The sequence below is a fragment of the Ancylobacter dichloromethanicus genome (assembly GCF_018390645.1).
Lineage (GTDB): Bacteria > Pseudomonadota > Alphaproteobacteria > Rhizobiales > Xanthobacteraceae > Ancylobacter > Ancylobacter dichloromethanicus.
Genome location: NZ_JAHBGC010000046.1, coordinates 71,750 through 88,546, shown reverse-complemented (window position 1 = coordinate 88,546; position 16,797 = coordinate 71,750). Strand labels below are relative to the sequence as shown.

Below are 16,797 nucleotides of genomic sequence, written 5' to 3'. Positions count from 1 at the left end.
TGCATGCGACTGCGGCACTGCGCAACTGCAAGGCAGCGGGCAGAGGCCACGACCGAGACCAAAATTTCCCAAGACGCGGCAAGGTTAAGGGCTACCGCCGGGCACATCAAGGCACAAGGCAGCAGAAATGTGGTCGCACTACTGAAATTCAGACCGGTTGGTGCGAATGCGCCTCAGTACAACCCGCCGGTGCCGGTGGCGCCCACCGCGCGGTCGGCGTCGGGGTTGATGCCAATCGGATTACCCGCCGCATCGGTGGCACCGATGATCGAATAGCTGTCCGGCGGCGCCGTGCCGGGCTTGAACGCTTCGAGGATCGACGCCTCGCCCGGCCCGGCGCGCAGGCCGGACTTCGGGTTGATGCGGATGAGCTTGATCCCCGGCGGGACGCGGAAGGGAACGGCCGGGCGATCGGCGAGCGCCAACTTCATGAAGTCGCGCACCACCGGCGCCGCCAGCAGGCCGCCGGTCGAGCCCCGGCCCATCGGCTTGGGCGTGTCGAAGCCGAGATAGACCGCCACCACCAGTTCCGGTGTGTAGCCGACGAACCAGGCGTCCTTTTCCTCGTTGGTGGTGCCGGTCTTGCCGGCGATCGGCTTGCCCAGCGCCTTCAGCGCGGTGCCGGTGCCCCGCTGCACGACGCCTTCCAGCATCGAGGTGATCTGGTAGGCGGTCATCGGGTCGAGCACCTGCTCGCGCCGGTCGATGAGAACCGGCTCGTTCTGGCCGCTCCACGCGGCGGCGTCGCAGCCGCGGCACTCGCGCTCGTCATGCCGATAGATGGTCTTGCCGTAGCGGTCCTGAATGCGGTCGATCAGCGTCGGCTTGATGCGCTTGCCGCCATTGGCGAACATGGAATAGCCGCCGGCCATCCGCAGCACCGTGGTCTCGCCGGCGCCCAGCGACATGGAGAGCACCGGCAGCAGGTTGTCGGAGACGCCGAAGCGCTTGGCGTATTCGACGATCAGCGGCATGCCGAGATCGTTGGCGAGCCGCACCGTCATCACGTTGCGCGACTGCTCGATGCCGAAGCGCAGGGTCTGCGGGCCGTAGAACTTGCCGGAATAGTTCTCCGGCCGCCACGTCGCCTGCCCCTGCTGGGCCAGTTCGAACGGCGCGTCCAGGACGACACTGGACGGCGTATAGCCGTTGTCGATCGCCGCCGCATAGACATAGGGCTTGAAGGACGAGCCCGGCTGGCGCTCGGCCTGGGTGGCGCGGTTGAACTGGCTCTCGTCGAAGGAGAAGCCGCCCGCCATCGCCAGCACGCGGCCGGTGGACGGGTCCATCGCCACCAGCGCGCCCTCGATCTGCGGCTGCTGGCGCAGACGCCACTGGTCCGGCTTGTCCGGCATCGGCTCGACATAGACCACGTCGCCGGGCTTGAGCACGCCGGCCACACCTGCCTTGGCGTTGCGCATCGCCCATTTGGCGCCGTCGGCGGTGATCGTGCCGATTTCCTGCTGGGTGCTGAGCGCGCCCGAACGGTCGCGCTGCGGCTGCAGGCCGATCCGCGCGCCCTTGGCGTCCGAATCGAGCACGACCGCGAGCCGCCATGGAATATCCGTGAAGGTGCGGACATCGGCGAGGCGCGCGCCCCAATTGCCCGATGTCTCGATGCGCGTCACCGGTCCCCGGAAGCCGCGCCGCTCGTCATAGCGGGTCAGGCCGTCGAGCAGGGCCTGCTTGGCATAGGCCTGGAGCTTGGGATTGAGCGTGGTGCGCACCGACAGGCCGCCGCCATAGAGCTTGTCCTCGCCATAGCGTTCGAAGATCTCGCGGCGCACCTCCTCGGCGAAATACTCAGCCGAGAAGATGTGCGCGCCGGTCGGACGCACGGTGACGGCGAGGTCGGTGCGCTTGGCCTCGTCGGCCTGCTGCTGGGTGATGTAGCCGTTCTCGGCCATGCGATCGATCACCCAGTTACGGCGTTCAACGGCGGCGTCGTGGCGGCGGAACGGGTGATAATTGTTCGGCCCCTTGGGCAGGGCGGCGAGATAGGCGGCCTCGGCGATGGTCAGCTCGGAAACCGACTTGTCGAAATAGAGCAGCGAGGCGGCGGCCACGCCATAGGAGCCGATGCCGAGATAGATCTCGTTGAGATAGAGCTCCAGGATCTTGTCCTTGGAATAGGCGCGCTCCATGCGCAGCGCCAGCAGCGCCTCCTTCACCTTGCGGTCGATCGAGACCTCATTGGTCAGGAGGAAGTTCTTCGCCACCTGCTGGGTGATGGTGGAGGCGCCCTGCGGGCGGCGGCCGGAGCCGTAATTCTGCAGGAAGGCATAGGCGGCACGGCCGATGCCGGTGATGTCGATGCCGCCATGGGTGTAGAAATTCTTGTCCTCGGCGGAGATGAAGGCTTCCTTCACCAGGTCCGGGATGTTCTGGATCGGCAGATAGAGCCGGCGCTCACGGGCATATTCAGCCAGCAGCGAGCCGTCGGCGGCATGCACGCGGGTCATCACCGGCGGCTCGTAGTTCTGCAACTGGCTGTAGTCCGGCAACTCCTGCGAGAACTTCCACGCGAAATAGCCAGCCGCCGCCCCGCCGACCACGAAGAGGATCGTGCCGAGCGCGAACATAAAACCCAAGAACCGCAGAAGCAGCCGCATTCGGCCAGGCCCCCAAAAGCTGAGGACGCCACCGCGCTCCGGCGCGATGCGAGTCCGATGTGGTCGTCGCCCAAAGGGCAGCGTGTGCGCGGCAACTATGGCCTAATCGCGACCGGTCAGGGTCCGGTGGCCGCCACCGGGGCGCCGCCGACGCCTGCGGGAAGCGCCGCTGCCGTGCCCTCCGAGGGCGTCAGCGCCGCGAAATAGGCATCGATCGCCACCGCCATGGCTTCCGTCACACTATCCTGCCACGGCGCCGATGTCATGAGTTCGAGGTCCTTGGCGCTGGAAAGATAGCCCAGCTCGAACAGCACGGAAGGCACGTCCGGCGCCTTCAGCACCTTGAACCCCGCCGATTTGAGCGGCGATTTGTGCATGCGCGCCACGCCGCTGACGCTGCCGGCGAGGCTGCGGGCGAAATGGGCGGAGAAATTGCGCGTCTCGCGCTGGGCGAGATCGAACAGGATGCCCGCCACATCCGCCGGCTCCTCGGAAAGGTCGAGGCCGGCGATCATGTCGGCCTTGTTCTCCGAATCGGCCAGCCGCTGCGCCTCGGCGTCGGAGGCGCGGTCGGAGATGGTGTAGATTGTCGCGCCCCGCACGTTGCCGTCGCGCGAGCCGAGCGAATCGGCGTGCAGCGAGATGAACAGCCTGGCCTCGTTCTCGCGGGCGAAGCGCACGCGCTGGCCGAGCGAGACATAGGTGTCCTTGGTCCGCGTCATCAGCACGCGGTAGCGGCCGGTCTCTTCCAGCCGCCGCTGGAGCTGGCGCGCGATGGCCAGCACAATGTCCTTCTCGGCAACGCCGAACTTGCTGTTCACCGCCCCCGAATCGACGCCGCCATGGCCGGGATCGAGCACGATCACCGGCCGCAGGTCGCCCGCGGCGGCGACCTCCGCCTGCGGCATTTCCGGCTGCTCGGTGGCCCGCTGTGGGGTCGCCACCGCCTTCAGGAAGCTGGCCCGGTCGGTCTTGACGAGGTCGATGACGAGGCGGGCCGGCTGGTCGTCCATCGGCTCCAGCACGAACGCCTTGTCGACCGTCACCGGGCCGGTCACGTCCATCACGATGCGTGCCTTGCCCGGCGCGAACAGACCGAAGCGATAGGCCGAGACGAGGCCGCGCCCCTCCTGCCCCGCCGAGGTCGGGAGGGCGAAGATGACGTCGGGAATGTCGACGACGACGCGGTAGGGATCGGCGAGGGTGAAGGCGCCGAGCGGCACCGAGCGCGACAGGTCGATCACCAGCCGCGTACGTTCGCCATCGCCGGCGAGGCGTGCATCGGAGGCCACCACCGGCTCGCTGGCGCCGGCCGGCGACGTCACGGAGAGCCACGCCGGCAACAGCGCAAGCGCCGCCGCCAGCCAGATCTTCCGCATGCCCGTTCGCACCACCATGGCCGCCTGCACTCTCCTTCGGCGGCCTGACGATGAGAAGCCCGGGCCGCGCTGCCGACCTTTCTAGCGAAATACGAAGGAAGCGTTAACCAGCGCGTGCGTTCCCGGCCGCTTCGGCCGGCCGCCGTGGCCGGCGCGCAACGGCCGGGCACGACCACCCGCACCGACCTATCGGACGCGATCCTTGCCAAATCGGCACGCATGCCGCTATTAAGAGCACGCATATGGTTCGCATTCCGGTCGCTCGTCGACGTCCGGCTTCCGCGGCCCCTGCGGCGAAGGGCGATCCAGCAATGGAGGGGCCCGGCACAAGGCGCGATTTCCTTAACCAGGACCCGTAGCCGTGCCTTTGGCGGTCCTGACGACCGCGCGCCAGGGGGAACGCGGCCCGGCCTCGTTAGTCATGGACGATCGGACGTGGGGTTCTCGCACGGCTTATTTCGTCGTGCCGTGATCCCGCGCCTTCGCGACCATCTGCCTTGAGCCGGATCGCGCGCGGTCGCGGCTCGCCCTGTTCGGTCGTGTAAGGACGGCAACCAACGATGATGCGTCAGCCGGCAAGTGTGGGTCTCGTGCGCAGGGCGGCTTTCCGCCGCGCACTTGCCCGCAGGCCCGCGACCAGCGCACCGCGTCGGCGCCCCGCCTGCGAGGCTCCCCGTCCTGCCCGCCGCCTCCGCTTCACGCTTTCAGTTTCCGCTTACTGGCACGGTCTGCGCCGTCCGGCGTCGTTGGCGACGTCGACGCGTCCGTGGCCCCATATGAGAGTTCAATGGCCAACAAGATGCTCATCGACGCCACCCATCCCGAGGAGACTCGGGTGGTGGTGGTGCGCGGCAACCGAGTCGAGGAATTCGACTTCGAGGCCGCCAACCGCAAGCCGCTCCGCGGCAACATCTACCTCGCCAAGGTCACGCGGGTAGAGCCTTCGCTCCAGGCCGCCTTCATCGAATATGGCGGCAACCGGCATGGCTTCCTCGCCTTCAGCGAGATCCACCCCGACTATTACCAGATCCCGGTCGCCGACCGGCAGGCGCTGCTCGCCGAGGAAGAACGCCAGCAGCGGCGCGACGCCGAGGCGGAGAACGAGGACAAGCCCAGGAGCCGCACCCGCCGCCCGCGCGGCGCGCCGAAAGACGCCGAGAGCGACGAGAGCGTTTCCGAAGACGTCGCCGAGCCCGCCGAAGGCGAGGCCACTCCCGCCCGCCGCGCGCGCCGCCGCCGCTCCTCCTCCGATGACGAGGCGGGCGGCGAAGGCGGCGGCGAGATCGAGGAGATCGCCGACGAGGAAGAGATCGTCGACGAGGTCGGCTCCGACGATGCCATGGAAGAAATGCCCGAGCGCGCCGCGCCGCGGGGCCGGGCCCGCACCTACAAGATCCAGGAAGTGATCAAGCGCCGGCAGGTCATGCTGGTGCAGGTCGTCAAGGAAGAGCGCGGCAACAAGGGCGCGGCGCTCACCACCTATCTCTCGCTTGCCGGCCGCTATTCGGTGCTGATGCCCAACACCGCGCGCGGTGGCGGCATCTCCCGCAAGATCACCTCGGCCGAGGACCGCAAGCGGCTGAAGGAGGTCGCCTCCGACCTCGAAGTGCCGGAGGGCATGGGCGTCATCCTGCGCACCGCCGGCGCCAACCGTACCAAGCCGGAAATCAAGCGCGACTTCGAATACCTGCTGCGGCTGTGGGAGAATGTGCGCGAACTCACGCTGGGTTCGAGCGCGCCCTCGCTGGTCTATGAGGAAGGCTCGCTGATCAAGCGTTCGATCCGCGACCTCTACAACAAGGACATCGACGAGGTTCTCGTCGCCGGCGACGACGGCTATCGCGAGGCCAAGGACTTCATGCGCATGCTCATGCCGAGCCATGCGAAGAATGTGAAGCCCTACAAGGACCTGCAGCCGGTGTTCACCCGCTTCGGGGTGGAGAGCCAGCTCGACGCGATGTTCCTGCCGCAGGTGCAGCTGCGTTCGGGCGGCTATCTCGTCATCAACCCGACCGAGGCGCTGGTCTCCATCGACGTGAACTCCGGGCGCTCGACCCGCGAGCACAATATCGAGGACACGGCGCTGAAGACCAATCTGGAGGCCGCCGAGGAGGTGGCGCGCCAGCTGCGTCTGCGCGATCTTGCCGGCCTTGTCGTGATCGACTTCATCGACATGGACGAGAAGCGCAACAACCGGGCGGTCGAGCGCAAGCTCAAGGACTGCTTGAAGAACGACCGCGCCCGAATCCAGCTCGGCCGCATCTCGCATTTCGGCCTGATGGAGATGAGCCGCCAGCGCATCCGCACCGGCGTGCTGGAATCCTCCACCGAGGTCTGCCCGCATTGCGGCGGCACCGGCCATGTGCGCTCCTCGCCGTCGGTGGCGCTGCAGATGCTGCGCGGCGCCGAGGACATTCTCCAGCGCTCGAACACGCATAATCTCGTTATCCGCACCCGCGCCGAGAACGCGCTCTATGTGCTCAACCACAAGCGCGCGCATCTGCACGAGCTGGAAGAGCGCTTCGGCGTGCTCATCACCATCTCCGCCGACGCGACCCTGACCGGCCTCACCCCCTTCGCCATCGACAAGGGCGAGGCGGTGCTGAACCCGATCCCGCTGCCGCGTCCGCCCGAGCTGGTGATCGAGCCGGAGGACGAGGTCCTCATCGCCGAGGAAGCCGAGGACGAGGACGAGACCGAGGTCGCGACCAATGTCGAGGACGAGGGCGAGACCGAGGGTGAGGCCGGCGAGAACCGCGCCCCGTCCGCGCCCGGCACCGGCGATCCGGCCGGCGACAGCGGTGGCCGCCGTCGCCGCCGCCGCCGGCGGCGGCGTCGGGGCGGCAGCCCGAACGGCGAAAACGGTGAAAATGGCGAACGCGGCGCCGATGGCGAGTCCGGATCGGACATGGCCGGGGCCGAGTTCGAGGATGACGGCGAGACGGATGGCCAGACCGCCGAGGACGCCGGCTACATCGACGCGCCGGCTGAGGCCGTGGCTGAGGTGACGGCCGAGGTGCCGCTCACCGGCGAGACCGCCGAACAGGCGGCGGCGCTGGCCGCGGACGCCACCGGCACGTCGCAGGCTCCCGCCCCCGAGGCCGACGCCCCGACGACCGAGGTCCCGGCTGCGGAGACGTCAGCGCCGGAGATTTCGGCTTCGGAAACGTCGGCTTCGGAAACGTCGGCTCCGGCGGCGGACGAAGTGCCTGCCGAGGAGGAGCGCCCGCGACGTGGGCGCCGCGGTGGTCGCCGTACCAAGGCCGAAAAGGCGGCCGAGGAAGCCAAGGCCGAGGCCGCCTCCTCAGGATCCGCCGCCGAGGAGCCGGCTGCCGAGGCGCCCGCCGCCGAAACGCCGGCGCCTGAGGCCCCGAAACCGCGCCGCCGTCGCTCGACGGTGCGCGAGCGCGCGCCGGTCGTCGCAGCCGAAGCCGCGGTCGAGGCTCCGGCCGAGAACGTGACGGAGGCGCCGTCGGGCGTCGCTGCCACGCCGGAAGCGCCGGAAGCCGAGCCGGCGCCCGTCGCGGAAGCCCCCGTCGCGGAAACGTCGACCGAGACGGCCCGGCCGGAGCCGGAGTCGGGGTCGGCCGAGTCTGCGCCCGCCGAAGCGGCGCCGACCGAAGCCAGCGAACCGGAGCCCGATCGTCCGCGCCGCACCGGCTGGTGGCAGCGCAAGATTTTCGGCGACTGATGTTCGGCGCGTGAGGTTCGCTCACCGCCCGTCACAAACGGAAACGGCGCCTCTCGGCGCCGTTTTCTTTTTTGTCCTGCCCGGACCCGCGCGGCGCCAGGAAAAAAGAGCGGGCGGTGTCAGGCCCTCAGCGCGTCGGCATTGTCCTGCGCCCACTGCGCCACCGAGCGCGGCTCCTGGCCGGTCAGCGTGTTGACGGCATCGGTCACGCCCGCCGTCCAGCCTTCGCGCACCGGATGGAAGATCGTGGCGAGGAAACGGGCATAGTCCGCCCCGACACCGGCGCCGGTCAGGATGCCGACAAAGGTGTCGTCATCGACTGGGGCATAGCTGACCGGCTTGCCGATCACCGCCGAGAGGATCTCCGCAGCCTCGGCATAGCCCAGCGCCTGCGGGCCGGTGAGGTTGATGGCCTGCCCGTCGAACCTGTCGGTGGTAAGCGCGCTGGCGGCGCCGGCGGCAACGTCACGTGCGTCGACGAAGCTGGTCTTGCCCTCGCCCGCCGGCACGGCGATGGCGCCGGCATGGTCGATGCCCGGCTTCCAGAAATTCAGGAAATTGTCGGTGAACCAGTTCGGCCGCAGGATCACATAGGGCGCGCCGGACGCGATCAGCGCCAGCTCGACCTGGCGGTAGGGGATGGAATCGTCCGCGTCGACGCCAAGCGCGGTCTGCAGCACCACCTTCACCTCGCGCGCCGCCGCCGCCTCGATGACCGGGGTCAGCAGTTCCCGGGAATTCACATAGCCGCCCGGCAGCAGCACATAGGCCCGGTCGACCCCCTCGAACGCTGCCGCGAAATCCGGCCTGGCGAAGTCGAAGGGGACCCCCTCGGCGCCCTCCACCGACTGCCCGCTACGCGAGGCCGCCTTCACCGCCGCGCCCCGCGCGAGCAGGTCCCTCACCAACGGGCGGCCGACATGCCCGCTCGCGCCCAGCACCAGAATCCTGCCTGTCATGTCCATGCTCCTTCGTCGAGTTTCCGATTGAAACCATGTAGCGGCAGAATACATACTCTCCTTGAAGATGGCTCGTAAGAGAGCACCTTCACCTCACCTGGTGTCGTGGAGGAAACCCGCCCGCCGGCCTGGCCGGCCGAACCGAGGACCATGATGCGACATTGCTACGACGTCTATGATGACCGCTGCCCGACGCGGTTGGTGCTCGACCGGCTGGCCGACAAATGGGCACTGCTGATCCTCGACCGGCTGGAGGACGGGCCGGTGCGGTTCAATCATCTGCGCCGCGACATCAAGGGCATCTCGCAGAAGGTGCTGTCGCAGACGCTGAAGAAACTGGAGCGCGACGGGCTGGTGACCCGCACCGTCTACCCCACCGTGCCGGTGACGGTGGAATACGCCCTCACCCCGCTCGGCCGTGCGCTGGCGCAGACGGCGGCCGCTCTCACCCATTGGGCCGAGCACAACATGGACGCCATCCTCGCCGCTCAGGCGGCCTATGATGCCGTCATGGCGGAACGGTAAAAGCGGGCATTACCCCTTGCGCAGGAACGCGCCGATACGCTCCACCGCCACGCGCATCTCGGCGGGAGCGCCGGCATAGGAGAGGCGCAGGTAGTGGTGGCCGCGATGCGGGTCGAAATCGACCCCCGGCGTCGCCGCCACATGCGCCTCGTCGAGCAGCCGCCGGGCGAAGGCGGCGGAATCGTCGGTGAAGCGCGACACGTCGGCATAGAGATAGAACGCCCCGTCCACCGGCAGGAATTCCGGCAGCCCGGCGAGCGGCAGCCCCTGGGTGAGGATCAGCCGGTTTTCCTCATAGCCGTGCTTCACCCCCTCCATCTCGCTCGCGCCGTCGAACGCCGCCTCGGCGGCGATCTGCGAGAGCGTCGGCACCGAGATCATCAGGTTCTGCTGCAGCCGCTCCACCGCCCGCACCAGCGGTTGCGGCATCACCATCCAGCCGACCCGCCAGCCGGTCATGCAGAAATATTTGGAGAAGGAATGGATGATGGTGGCGTGCGGGCTGATCGCCGCCGCCGTGCTCGCGGGGAAGGCGTAGTCCAGCCCGTGATAGATCTCGTCGGAGATGAAGCGGATGCCATGCTCTTCGGCGGTATGGACCAGTTCGGCCAGCGCCTCGGGCCGCATCATGGTGCCGGTCGGGTTGGCCGGGCTCGCCACCAGCACGCCCTTGAGCGGCGTGCGCCGGTGCGCCTCGATGAGCGCCTCGGGGGTGATCACCCAGCGCGAGGCGGCATCGGTCTCGATCAGCACCGGCTCGCAGCCGAGCGCGGTGAGGATGTGGCGGTAGGGTGGATAGCCGGGATTGGCGATCGCCACCCGGTCGCCGGGCTCGAACTGGGCGAGGAAAGTGAGCAGGAAGCCGGAGGAAGAGCCGGTCGTCACCACCACCCGGCCCGGGTCGAGGTCGACGCCATAGGTGTCGCCATAGTGCCGGGCGATGCGGGCGCGCAGCGAGGGAATGCCGAGCGCGGTGGTATAGCCGATGCGGCCATGGTCGAGCGCCCTGCGCGCCGCCTCGCGGGCAGTGGTCGGGGCCGGGGCGGCCGGCTGGCCGACTTCCATGTGGATGACATGGCCGCCCGCCGCCTCGATGCGCGCCGCCCGCTCCATCACGTCCATGACGATGAAGGGGGCGATCTCGCTGCGGCGGGAAGCGCCGGCAAGATCGGCTCTGGCAAGACCGGCGGCGACAAGATTGGCGGCGGCCTCGACACGGGTTGACGCAGATGATCCACTCATATTGCCGAACCTTGCCGAACCGCCGTATCCAGGCCGCATTGTCCGGCTCGTTTCGGCTGACGTTCAATAGAAGATGATGATGCGCTGGCTTGACCCTGCCGTCACGACAGCGTCAGTTCCCCCGGAAACATTTCGTGACGATGGATGATGCCTTCTCTGTTGATTGACAACCCCCCGCTTCGGCGAAGCCCGGGCGCCCTGCCGCGCCGCCTCGCCTGCCTCGGTGCGCGCACGGCGCGTGGCGCCGCGCTTCTTGCCGCCGCCGCGCTGGTCGTTCCCGCCGGGCCGGCTGAGGCGCAGAGCCGCCAGCCCAGCATCATCCGCGACGCGGAGATCGAGGCGCTGATGCGCGACTACACCCGTCCCATCTTCAAGGCGGCGGGCCTGCAGCAGCAGAACATCCAGGTGGTGCTGGTCGGCAGCGACAGCTTCAACGCCTTCGTCGCCGACGGACGGCGCATCTTCATCAACACCGGCGCGCTGAAGCAGTCCAAGGTACCGAACGAGATCATCGGCGTGCTGGCGCACGAGACCGGCCACATTGCCGGCGGGCATCTGGCCAATATGCGCCAGCAGCTCGAATCGGCACAGACCGCCGCCATCGTCGCCATGCTGCTCGCCGCCGGCGGCGTCGCGGCGGGCGCGGCCGGCGGCGCCAATATGGGCGGGGCGGCGGCCGGCGCGATCATGGCCCCGCAGGAGGTCATCCGCCGCACGCTGCTCTCCTACCAGCGCGGGCAGGAAGCCTCCGCCGACCGGGCGGCGGTGAACTACCTCAACGCCACCAAGCAGTCGGCCAAGGGCATGCTGACGACGTTCGAGCGCTTCCAGAGCGACCAGATGTTCCTCAGCCAGCGGGTCGACCCCTATGTGCTGAGCCATCCCATGGCGACCGAGCGCATCGCGCTGCTCTCGAATCTGGCGAAGAAGAGCCCCTATTACAATGCCAAGGATTCGCCGGCGCTGCAGGCCCGCCACGACATGATGCGGGCGAAGCTGATCGGCTTCACCCAGCCGCCGGATTCGGTGAGCCGGGCCTATGCGCGTTCCGACGCGTCGCTGCCGGCGCGCTACGCCAGGGCGATCTCCTCCTATCGCTTCGGCAGCATTCCCGATGCCCTGCGCCAGATCGACGCGCTCATCGCCGAACAGCCGAACAATCCCTATTTCCATGAGCTAAAGGGCCAGGCCCTGCTGGAGGCCGGCCGGGCGCGCGAGGCGGTGCCGCCGCTGCGCCGCGCGGTGGCGCTGTCGAACGGCAATCCGCTCATCCGCATGCTGCTCGGCCAGGCGCTGGTCGCCAATGACGACAAATCGTCGATGGACGAGGCGGTGCGCGAGCTGACCTTCAGCCTGCAGCGCGAACCCTCCTCGCCGGCCGGCTGGCGTTATCTCGCCATGGCCTATGGCCGCAAGGGCGATATTCCCAACGCCGATCTCGCCTCGGCGCAGGCCGCGTTCATGAGCGGCGATTTCCGCTTGTCGCGCGAATTGGCCACCCGGGCACGCAACGGATTCAAGCTCGGCTCTCCGGGCTGGCTGAAGTCCGACGACATCGTCAAATACAAGCCGCCGGTGGATCGCAACGCCCGCAGCAAGAGAGCGGGCCAGTAAGATGGCCGCGCGGTACCCCTTCCCCCTGGAGAAGCCCATGTCGCCCCTCAACCTCATCCGCCGCGCCGGCCGCGCCACCCTCGCGCTCGGCCTCGCCGCCGGCCTGCTGCTCGGTGCGGCGCACACGCCCGCCGAGGCGCTCGACGACGCCCAGCGCAAGGAGTTCGAGGGCGTGATCCGCGACTACCTCGTGAACAATCCCGAGGTGATCCAGGAAGCGATCATGGTGCTGCAGCAGCGCCAGGCCGCCGCCGAGGCGAAGCAGCGCGAGGCGGCGGTGGCCGAGCTCAAGCCGCGCATCTACGACACCACGCGCGGCGTCGTCGTCGGCAATCCGCAGGGCGACGTCACCCTGGTCGAGTTCTTCGATTACAATTGCGGCTACTGCAAGCGGGCGCTCGGCGACCTCGTCGACCTCGTCGAGGGCGACCCCAAGCTCAAGGTGATCCTCAAGGAATTCCCGGTGCTCGGCCCGGGGTCGGTGGAAGCGGCGCGGGTCGCCGTCGCCGTGCGCCTGACCGCGCCGGACAAGTATTTCGACTTCCACAAGAAGCTGCTCGGCGAGCGCGGGCAGGCCAACAAGGACAAGGCGATCGAGGCCGCGGTGGCGGTCGGCATCGACAAGGCCAAGCTGGAGAAGGCGATGAACGATCCCGAGGTCAACGCCACCTTGCAGGACGACCTGCAACTGGCCGAGGCGCTCGGCATCGACGGCACGCCGAGCTACGTGCTGGGCGACCAGGTGGTTGTCGGCGCGGTCGGCCACGACCAGCTCAAGGGGGCCATCGCCTCCGTGCGCAGCTGCGGCAAGACGCAGTGCTGAGCGCCCCGGCGCTGATGCGCCCGCTGCGGGAGCGGCGGCGCTGGGCGACCAATGCGTGGCGCCGCCCGGCGACGCAACCGGCTGGGGGATAATCCTGCGGAAAGTACGGCAGGGCTTGGCGCGGGCCCGGCCATTGCCTATAAACCCGCGGCCGTCCCGGCATGGGGCCACCGGCGGCTGGCTGACTGAGGCGCGATGCCCGACACCGTGCATGTTCTCAACGGACCGAACCTCAACCTGCTCGGCACGCGCGAGCCGGAGGTCTATGGCCGTGCGACCATCGCCGATGTGGAAGCGGCCTGCCGGGCCGCCTGCGAACGCCACGGCCTCGACCTGGTGTTCCGCCAGACCAACCATGAGGGCGAACTCGTCACCTTCCTGCAGGAGGCGCGCGGCTCGCGCGGCGTGGTACTGAACGCGGCGGCCTATACCCACACATCCGTCGCCATCGCCGACGCCATCAAGGCGGTCGGCCTCAATGTCGTCGAAGTCCACCTGTCCAACGTCTTCGCGCGCGAAGCCTTCCGCCATCACTCCTATGTTTCGCCGGTTGCCCGCGGGGTGATCTGCGGGCTCGGGGTCGACGGCTACCGGCTCGCCATCGACGCGCTCGCCACCGCCGGTGACCGGGTCAGCTGAGGGAGACGGGCTAGCGACCGTCACGGGATCATGATGAAAACCAACAAGCCGAACATTGACCCCGCGCTGGTGCGCGAGATCGCCAACCTGCTCTCCGAGAGCGACCTCACCGAGATCGAGGTGCAGCACGAGGATCTGCGCATCCGGGTCGTGCGCGCCGCGCCGACCGTCTATGCCACGGCGCCCGCACCGGTGGCCGTTGCAGCGCCGGCTCCCGCCGCCGCGCCCGTGTCCGCGCCATTGGCGGCAGCGGCGCCGGACGATGTCTCCAAGCATCCCGGCCTCGTGACCTCGCCGATGGTGGGCACCGCCTATCTCGGCCCGGAGCCGGGCGCGAAGTATTTCGTCGATGTCGGCTCGGTAGTGAAGGAAGGCCAGACGCTGCTCATCGTCGAGGCGATGAAGACCATGAACGCGATTCCCGCGCCCCGCGCCGGCACCGTGACCCGTATCATCGTGGAGAATGCGCAGCCGGTCGAATATGGCGAGCCACTCCTGATCATCGAGTGAGGCGCGCCTGATGTTCGGCAAGATCCTGATCGCCAATCGCGGCGAGATCGCGCTGCGGGTGCTGCGCGCCTGCAAGGAAATGGGCATCGCCACCGTCGCGGTGCACTCCACCGCCGACGCCAACGCCATGCATGTGAAGCTGGCCGACGAGAGCGTGTGCATCGGGCCCCCTTCCGCCAAGGACAGCTACCTCAACATTCCCGCCCTGCTCGCCGCCTGCGAGATCACCGGGGCCGAGGCGGTGCATCCGGGCTACGGCTTCCTCTCCGAGAACGCGCGCTTCGCCGAGATCCTCATCGACCACGGCGTCGCCTTCATCGGGCCCAAGCCCGAGCACATCCGCGTCATGGGCGACAAGATCGAGGCCAAGCGCACCGCGAAGAAGCTCGGCATTCCGTGCGTGCCAGGTTCCGAGGGCGGCATCACCTCGGATGAAGAGGCGATCAGGGTCGCCCGCGAGATCAGCTATCCCGTGTTGATCAAGGCCGCAGCCGGCGGTGGCGGGCGCGGCATGAAGGTGGCGCGCTCGGAAGAGGAGCTGTCCTCCGCCCTGTCCACCGCGCGTTCGGAAGCGCGGGCCAATTTCGGCGACGATGCGGTCTATATCGAGAAATATCTCGGCACGCCCCGCCACATCGAAATTCAGGTTTTCGGCGACGGCAAGGGCAATGCGGCGCATCTGGGCGAGCGCGACTGCTCGCTGCAGCGCCGCCACCAGAAGGTGCTGGAGGAGGCCCCCTCCCCGACCATCACCGCCGAACAGCGCGCCCGCATTGGCGAGACCTGCGCCAAGGCGATGCGCGACATGAAGTATCTCGGCGCCGGGACCATCGAGTTCCTCTACGAGAATGGCGAGTTCTATTTCATCGAGATGAATACCCGCATCCAGGTGGAGCATCCGGTCACGGAAGCCATCACCGGCATCGACCTGATCCGCGAGCAGATCCGCGTCGCCGCCGGCGAAACGCTGAGCTTCACCCAGGACGATGTGGTCCTGAGCGGCCATGCCATCGAGTGCCGGGTAAACGCCGAGCATGCGCGCACCTTCCGGCCCTCGCCGGGCAGGATCGGCTACTGGCATGTGCCGGGCGGCCTGGGCGTGCGGATCGATTCGGCGGTCTATCAGGGCTATTCGATCCCGCCCTATTACGACAGCATGATCGGCAAGCTGATCGTCCACGCCGCCACCCGCGAGGAGTGCCTGGCGCGGCTCAAGCGGGCGCTCGACGAATTCGTGGTGGAAGGCATCGAGACGACGCTGCCGCTGTTCCGCGAACTCATCGAGAACGAGGACATCAAGCGCGGCGCCTACGACATCCACTGGCTCGAGCACTTCCTCGCCGAGGGCGAACCGGGCGCCTGACCGGCATCCGGCTTTCATCCTCCACCAGCGTCATGGCCGGGCCTGTCCCGGCCATTTTCATGTCTGCCGCGGGCCCTGTCCCGCCTTCACAGCGCCGCGCATCTCCGTCATGCTGACACGATGTCACGCCCGCGCGAACACCAGGTAGAGATCACCCCGGAAGTCCTGCTCAAGGCCTATGCCTGTGGCATCTTCCCGATGGCGGAGAGCGCCGACGACCCCGGCCTCTACTGGATCGAGCCGGAACGGCGCGGCGTCATCCCGCTCGACGATTTCGCCATCTCCAGCCGCCTCGCCCGCACCATCCGCTCGGACCGGTTCGAGGTCCGCGTCGACCATGATTTCGAGGCGGTGATCGACGGTTGCGCCGCCCCGGCCGACGGGCGCGGCTCGACCTGGATCAACCGGCGCATCCGCAAGCTCTATTGCGACCTCTACGCCCGCGGCCACTGCCATTCGGTGGAAGCCTGGCACGACGGGGCGCTGGTCGGCGGGCTCTATGGCGTGCGGCTCGGGCGCGCCTTCTTCGGCGAGAGCATGTTCCACACCGCCCGCGACGCGTCGAAGGTGGCACTGGTGCATCTGGTGGCGCGGCTGAAGAAGGGTGGCTTCGTGCTGCTCGACACCCAGTTCGTCACCGATCATCTGAAGAGCTTCGGCGCCATCGAGGTGCCGCGGCGCCAGTATCACCGCCTGCTGTCGCAGGCGCTGGAAGCGGGCGAGGCCGATTTCTACTGCTGGCCGCCGGGCGAGGCGATCACCGGGTCGGTCTGCTTGCAGTCGGTCAGCCACACGTCGTAGATCGGGTGCTCGACGCCGTGCAGGCCGGGGCTGGACGCGAACATCCAGCCGCCGAACAGCGGCTGCACCTTGCCGTCCAGCGTGATCTCCTGGATCTCGACGAAACCGGTCGTGTTCTGCTGCTCGGTCTCGGGCCGGGTGTAGCAGGCGCGCGGGGTGATGCGCAGCGCGCCGAACTGCACCGTCTCGTTGATCGACACGTCGAAGCTGGTGATGCGCCCGGTGATCTTGTCGAGCCCGGAGAACACCGCCGTCCTGTTTTCGACCTTCTGCTCCGGCGGCTGAATCACCTCGATGTCGCCGCTGGGGCCAACCGTCGCCTGGCCGGGCACTTCCGGCTGGGCCGGCGCGGGCGCGCGCGGTACGCCTCCGTCGGGGTCTTCCATGATGGAGGGAACGCCGGGGCCTCCGGGGAGCGAATCGGGCTCCTCCACCGGGCCTTCCATCAGCGGCGGCGGTGCCAGGGGCTGCGATTCGACACCGCCCTGCCAGCCCTGCTGGGCGGCCAGCGGCGACGCCAGCGCCACCAGCGCGACGGCGGCGAGCAGCGTGGAACGCGCGGGATGGAAGAAGGTACGGGAACCGAAAATGCCGTGCACCGGGAAGCCTCGCGAAGCGTGCCCGCCCTCCGGCACGCGC

General features: G+C 68.4%; 13 protein-coding genes. 8 read left to right on the top strand and 5 right to left on the bottom strand.

Annotated features, from left to right (window positions below; all coding sequences use genetic code 11):
* Positions 1–173: 173 nt before the first annotated feature.
* Positions 174–2,612 (bottom strand): penicillin-binding protein 1A, encoded by a 2,439-nt coding sequence (locus KHC23_RS19265; protein WP_213374808.1) that lies wholly within the window; start codon positions 2,610–2,612, stop codon positions 174–176.
* A gap of 116 nt (positions 2,613–2,728) precedes the next feature.
* Positions 2,729–4,009 (bottom strand): N-acetylmuramoyl-L-alanine amidase, encoded by a 1,281-nt coding sequence (locus tag KHC23_RS19260; RefSeq protein WP_246544779.1) that lies wholly within the window; start codon positions 4,007–4,009, stop codon positions 2,729–2,731.
* 769 nt (positions 4,010–4,778) lie between these two features.
* On the opposite strand from KHC23_RS19260, the gene KHC23_RS19255 reads away from it, so the two are divergent.
* Positions 4,779–7,682: an Rne/Rng family ribonuclease gene (locus KHC23_RS19255; protein ID WP_213374806.1), complete on the top strand. Its 2,904-nt coding sequence runs from the start codon at positions 4,779–4,781 to the stop codon at positions 7,680–7,682.
* A 119-nt stretch (positions 7,683–7,801) separates the two neighbouring features.
* Here KHC23_RS19255 and KHC23_RS19250 read toward each other — a convergent pair whose 3' ends face one another.
* Positions 7,802–8,641, bottom strand: a complete 840-nt coding sequence (locus KHC23_RS19250) for an SDR family oxidoreductase (protein ID WP_213374804.1) — start codon at positions 8,639–8,641, stop codon at positions 7,802–7,804.
* 153 nt (positions 8,642–8,794) lie between these two features.
* Here KHC23_RS19250 and KHC23_RS19245 point away from each other — a divergent pair, with 153 nt between their 5' ends.
* Positions 8,795–9,166 carry a winged helix-turn-helix transcriptional regulator gene (locus tag KHC23_RS19245; RefSeq protein ID WP_213374932.1) on the top strand — a complete coding sequence of 124 codons (372 nt, stop codon included), beginning with the start codon at positions 8,795–8,797 and terminating at the stop codon, positions 9,164–9,166.
* A gap of 9 nt (positions 9,167–9,175) precedes the next feature.
* Here the strand turns inward: KHC23_RS19245 and KHC23_RS19240 are convergent, their stop codons facing one another.
* Positions 9,176–10,288, bottom strand: coding sequence for a pyridoxal phosphate-dependent aminotransferase (locus tag KHC23_RS19240; RefSeq protein WP_213374930.1), 1,113 nt, complete (start codon positions 10,286–10,288; stop codon positions 9,176–9,178).
* Between the two features lie 264 nt (positions 10,289–10,552).
* Between KHC23_RS19240 and KHC23_RS19235 the strand changes: the two genes are divergently transcribed.
* From KHC23_RS19235 to aat, 6 genes are all read left to right on the top strand, one after another.
* Positions 10,553–12,022, top strand: a complete 1,470-nt coding sequence (locus KHC23_RS19235; protein WP_213374802.1) for a M48 family metalloprotease — start codon at positions 10,553–10,555, stop codon at positions 12,020–12,022.
* A gap of 37 nt (positions 12,023–12,059) precedes the next feature.
* Entirely contained in the window at positions 12,060–12,845 is a 786-nt protein-coding gene (locus tag KHC23_RS19230; protein WP_246544778.1) for a DsbA family protein, read from the top strand.
* 195 nt (positions 12,846–13,040) lie between these two features.
* The gene (gene aroQ, locus KHC23_RS19225) at positions 13,041–13,484 is read left to right on the top strand and encodes a type II 3-dehydroquinate dehydratase (protein WP_213374799.1); all 444 of its coding nucleotides are present in this window, start codon (positions 13,041–13,043) and stop codon (positions 13,482–13,484) included.
* A gap of 33 nt (positions 13,485–13,517) precedes the next feature.
* Positions 13,518–13,994: an acetyl-CoA carboxylase biotin carboxyl carrier protein gene (gene accB / locus KHC23_RS19220; RefSeq protein WP_373878519.1), complete on the top strand. Its 477-nt coding sequence runs from the start codon at positions 13,518–13,520 to the stop codon at positions 13,992–13,994.
* A 10-nt stretch (positions 13,995–14,004) separates the two neighbouring features.
* Entirely contained in the window at positions 14,005–15,357 is a 1,353-nt protein-coding gene (accC, locus tag KHC23_RS19215) for an acetyl-CoA carboxylase biotin carboxylase subunit (protein WP_213374794.1), read from the top strand.
* A gap of 120 nt (positions 15,358–15,477) precedes the next feature.
* A complete protein-coding gene (gene aat, locus KHC23_RS19210; protein ID WP_213374792.1) occupies positions 15,478–16,158 on the top strand; it encodes a leucyl/phenylalanyl-tRNA--protein transferase in 681 nt (226 codons plus the stop codon).
* Here aat and KHC23_RS24785 read toward each other — a convergent pair.
* The gene (locus KHC23_RS24785; RefSeq protein WP_309299189.1) at positions 16,089–16,757 is read right to left on the bottom strand and encodes a DUF2155 domain-containing protein; all 669 of its coding nucleotides are present in this window, start codon (positions 16,755–16,757) and stop codon (positions 16,089–16,091) included. The genes aat and KHC23_RS24785 overlap by 70 nt on opposite strands.
* Positions 16,758–16,797 lie beyond the last annotated feature (40 nt).

Coding starts and splice junctions, on each gene's coding strand:
- KHC23_RS19265 (WP_213374808.1), bottom strand. CDS start 2,612: ATGCGGCTGCTTCTGCGGTTCTTGGGTTTTATGTTCGCGCTCGGCACG.
- accB (WP_373878519.1), top strand. CDS start 13,518: ATGAAAACCAACAAGCCGAACATTGACCCCGCGCTGGTGCGCGAGATC.
- aroQ (WP_213374799.1), top strand. CDS start 13,041: ATGCCCGACACCGTGCATGTTCTCAACGGACCGAACCTCAACCTGCTC.
- KHC23_RS19240 (WP_213374930.1), bottom strand. CDS start 10,288: ATGGACGTGATGGAGCGGGCGGCGCGCATCGAGGCGGCGGGCGGCCAT.
- KHC23_RS19260 (WP_246544779.1), bottom strand. CDS start 4,009: ATGGTGGTGCGAACGGGCATGCGGAAGATCTGGCTGGCGGCGGCGCTT.
- KHC23_RS19235 (WP_213374802.1), top strand. CDS start 10,553: ATGATGCCTTCTCTGTTGATTGACAACCCCCCGCTTCGGCGAAGCCCG.
- KHC23_RS19250 (WP_213374804.1), bottom strand. CDS start 8,641: ATGACAGGCAGGATTCTGGTGCTGGGCGCGAGCGGGCATGTCGGCCGC.
- accC (WP_213374794.1), top strand. CDS start 14,005: ATGTTCGGCAAGATCCTGATCGCCAATCGCGGCGAGATCGCGCTGCGG.
- KHC23_RS19230 (WP_246544778.1), top strand. CDS start 12,060: ATGTCGCCCCTCAACCTCATCCGCCGCGCCGGCCGCGCCACCCTCGCG.
- aat (WP_213374792.1), top strand. CDS start 15,478: ATGTCACGCCCGCGCGAACACCAGGTAGAGATCACCCCGGAAGTCCTG.
- KHC23_RS19245 (WP_213374932.1), top strand. CDS start 8,795: ATGCGACATTGCTACGACGTCTATGATGACCGCTGCCCGACGCGGTTG.
- KHC23_RS19255 (WP_213374806.1), top strand. CDS start 4,779: ATGGCCAACAAGATGCTCATCGACGCCACCCATCCCGAGGAGACTCGG.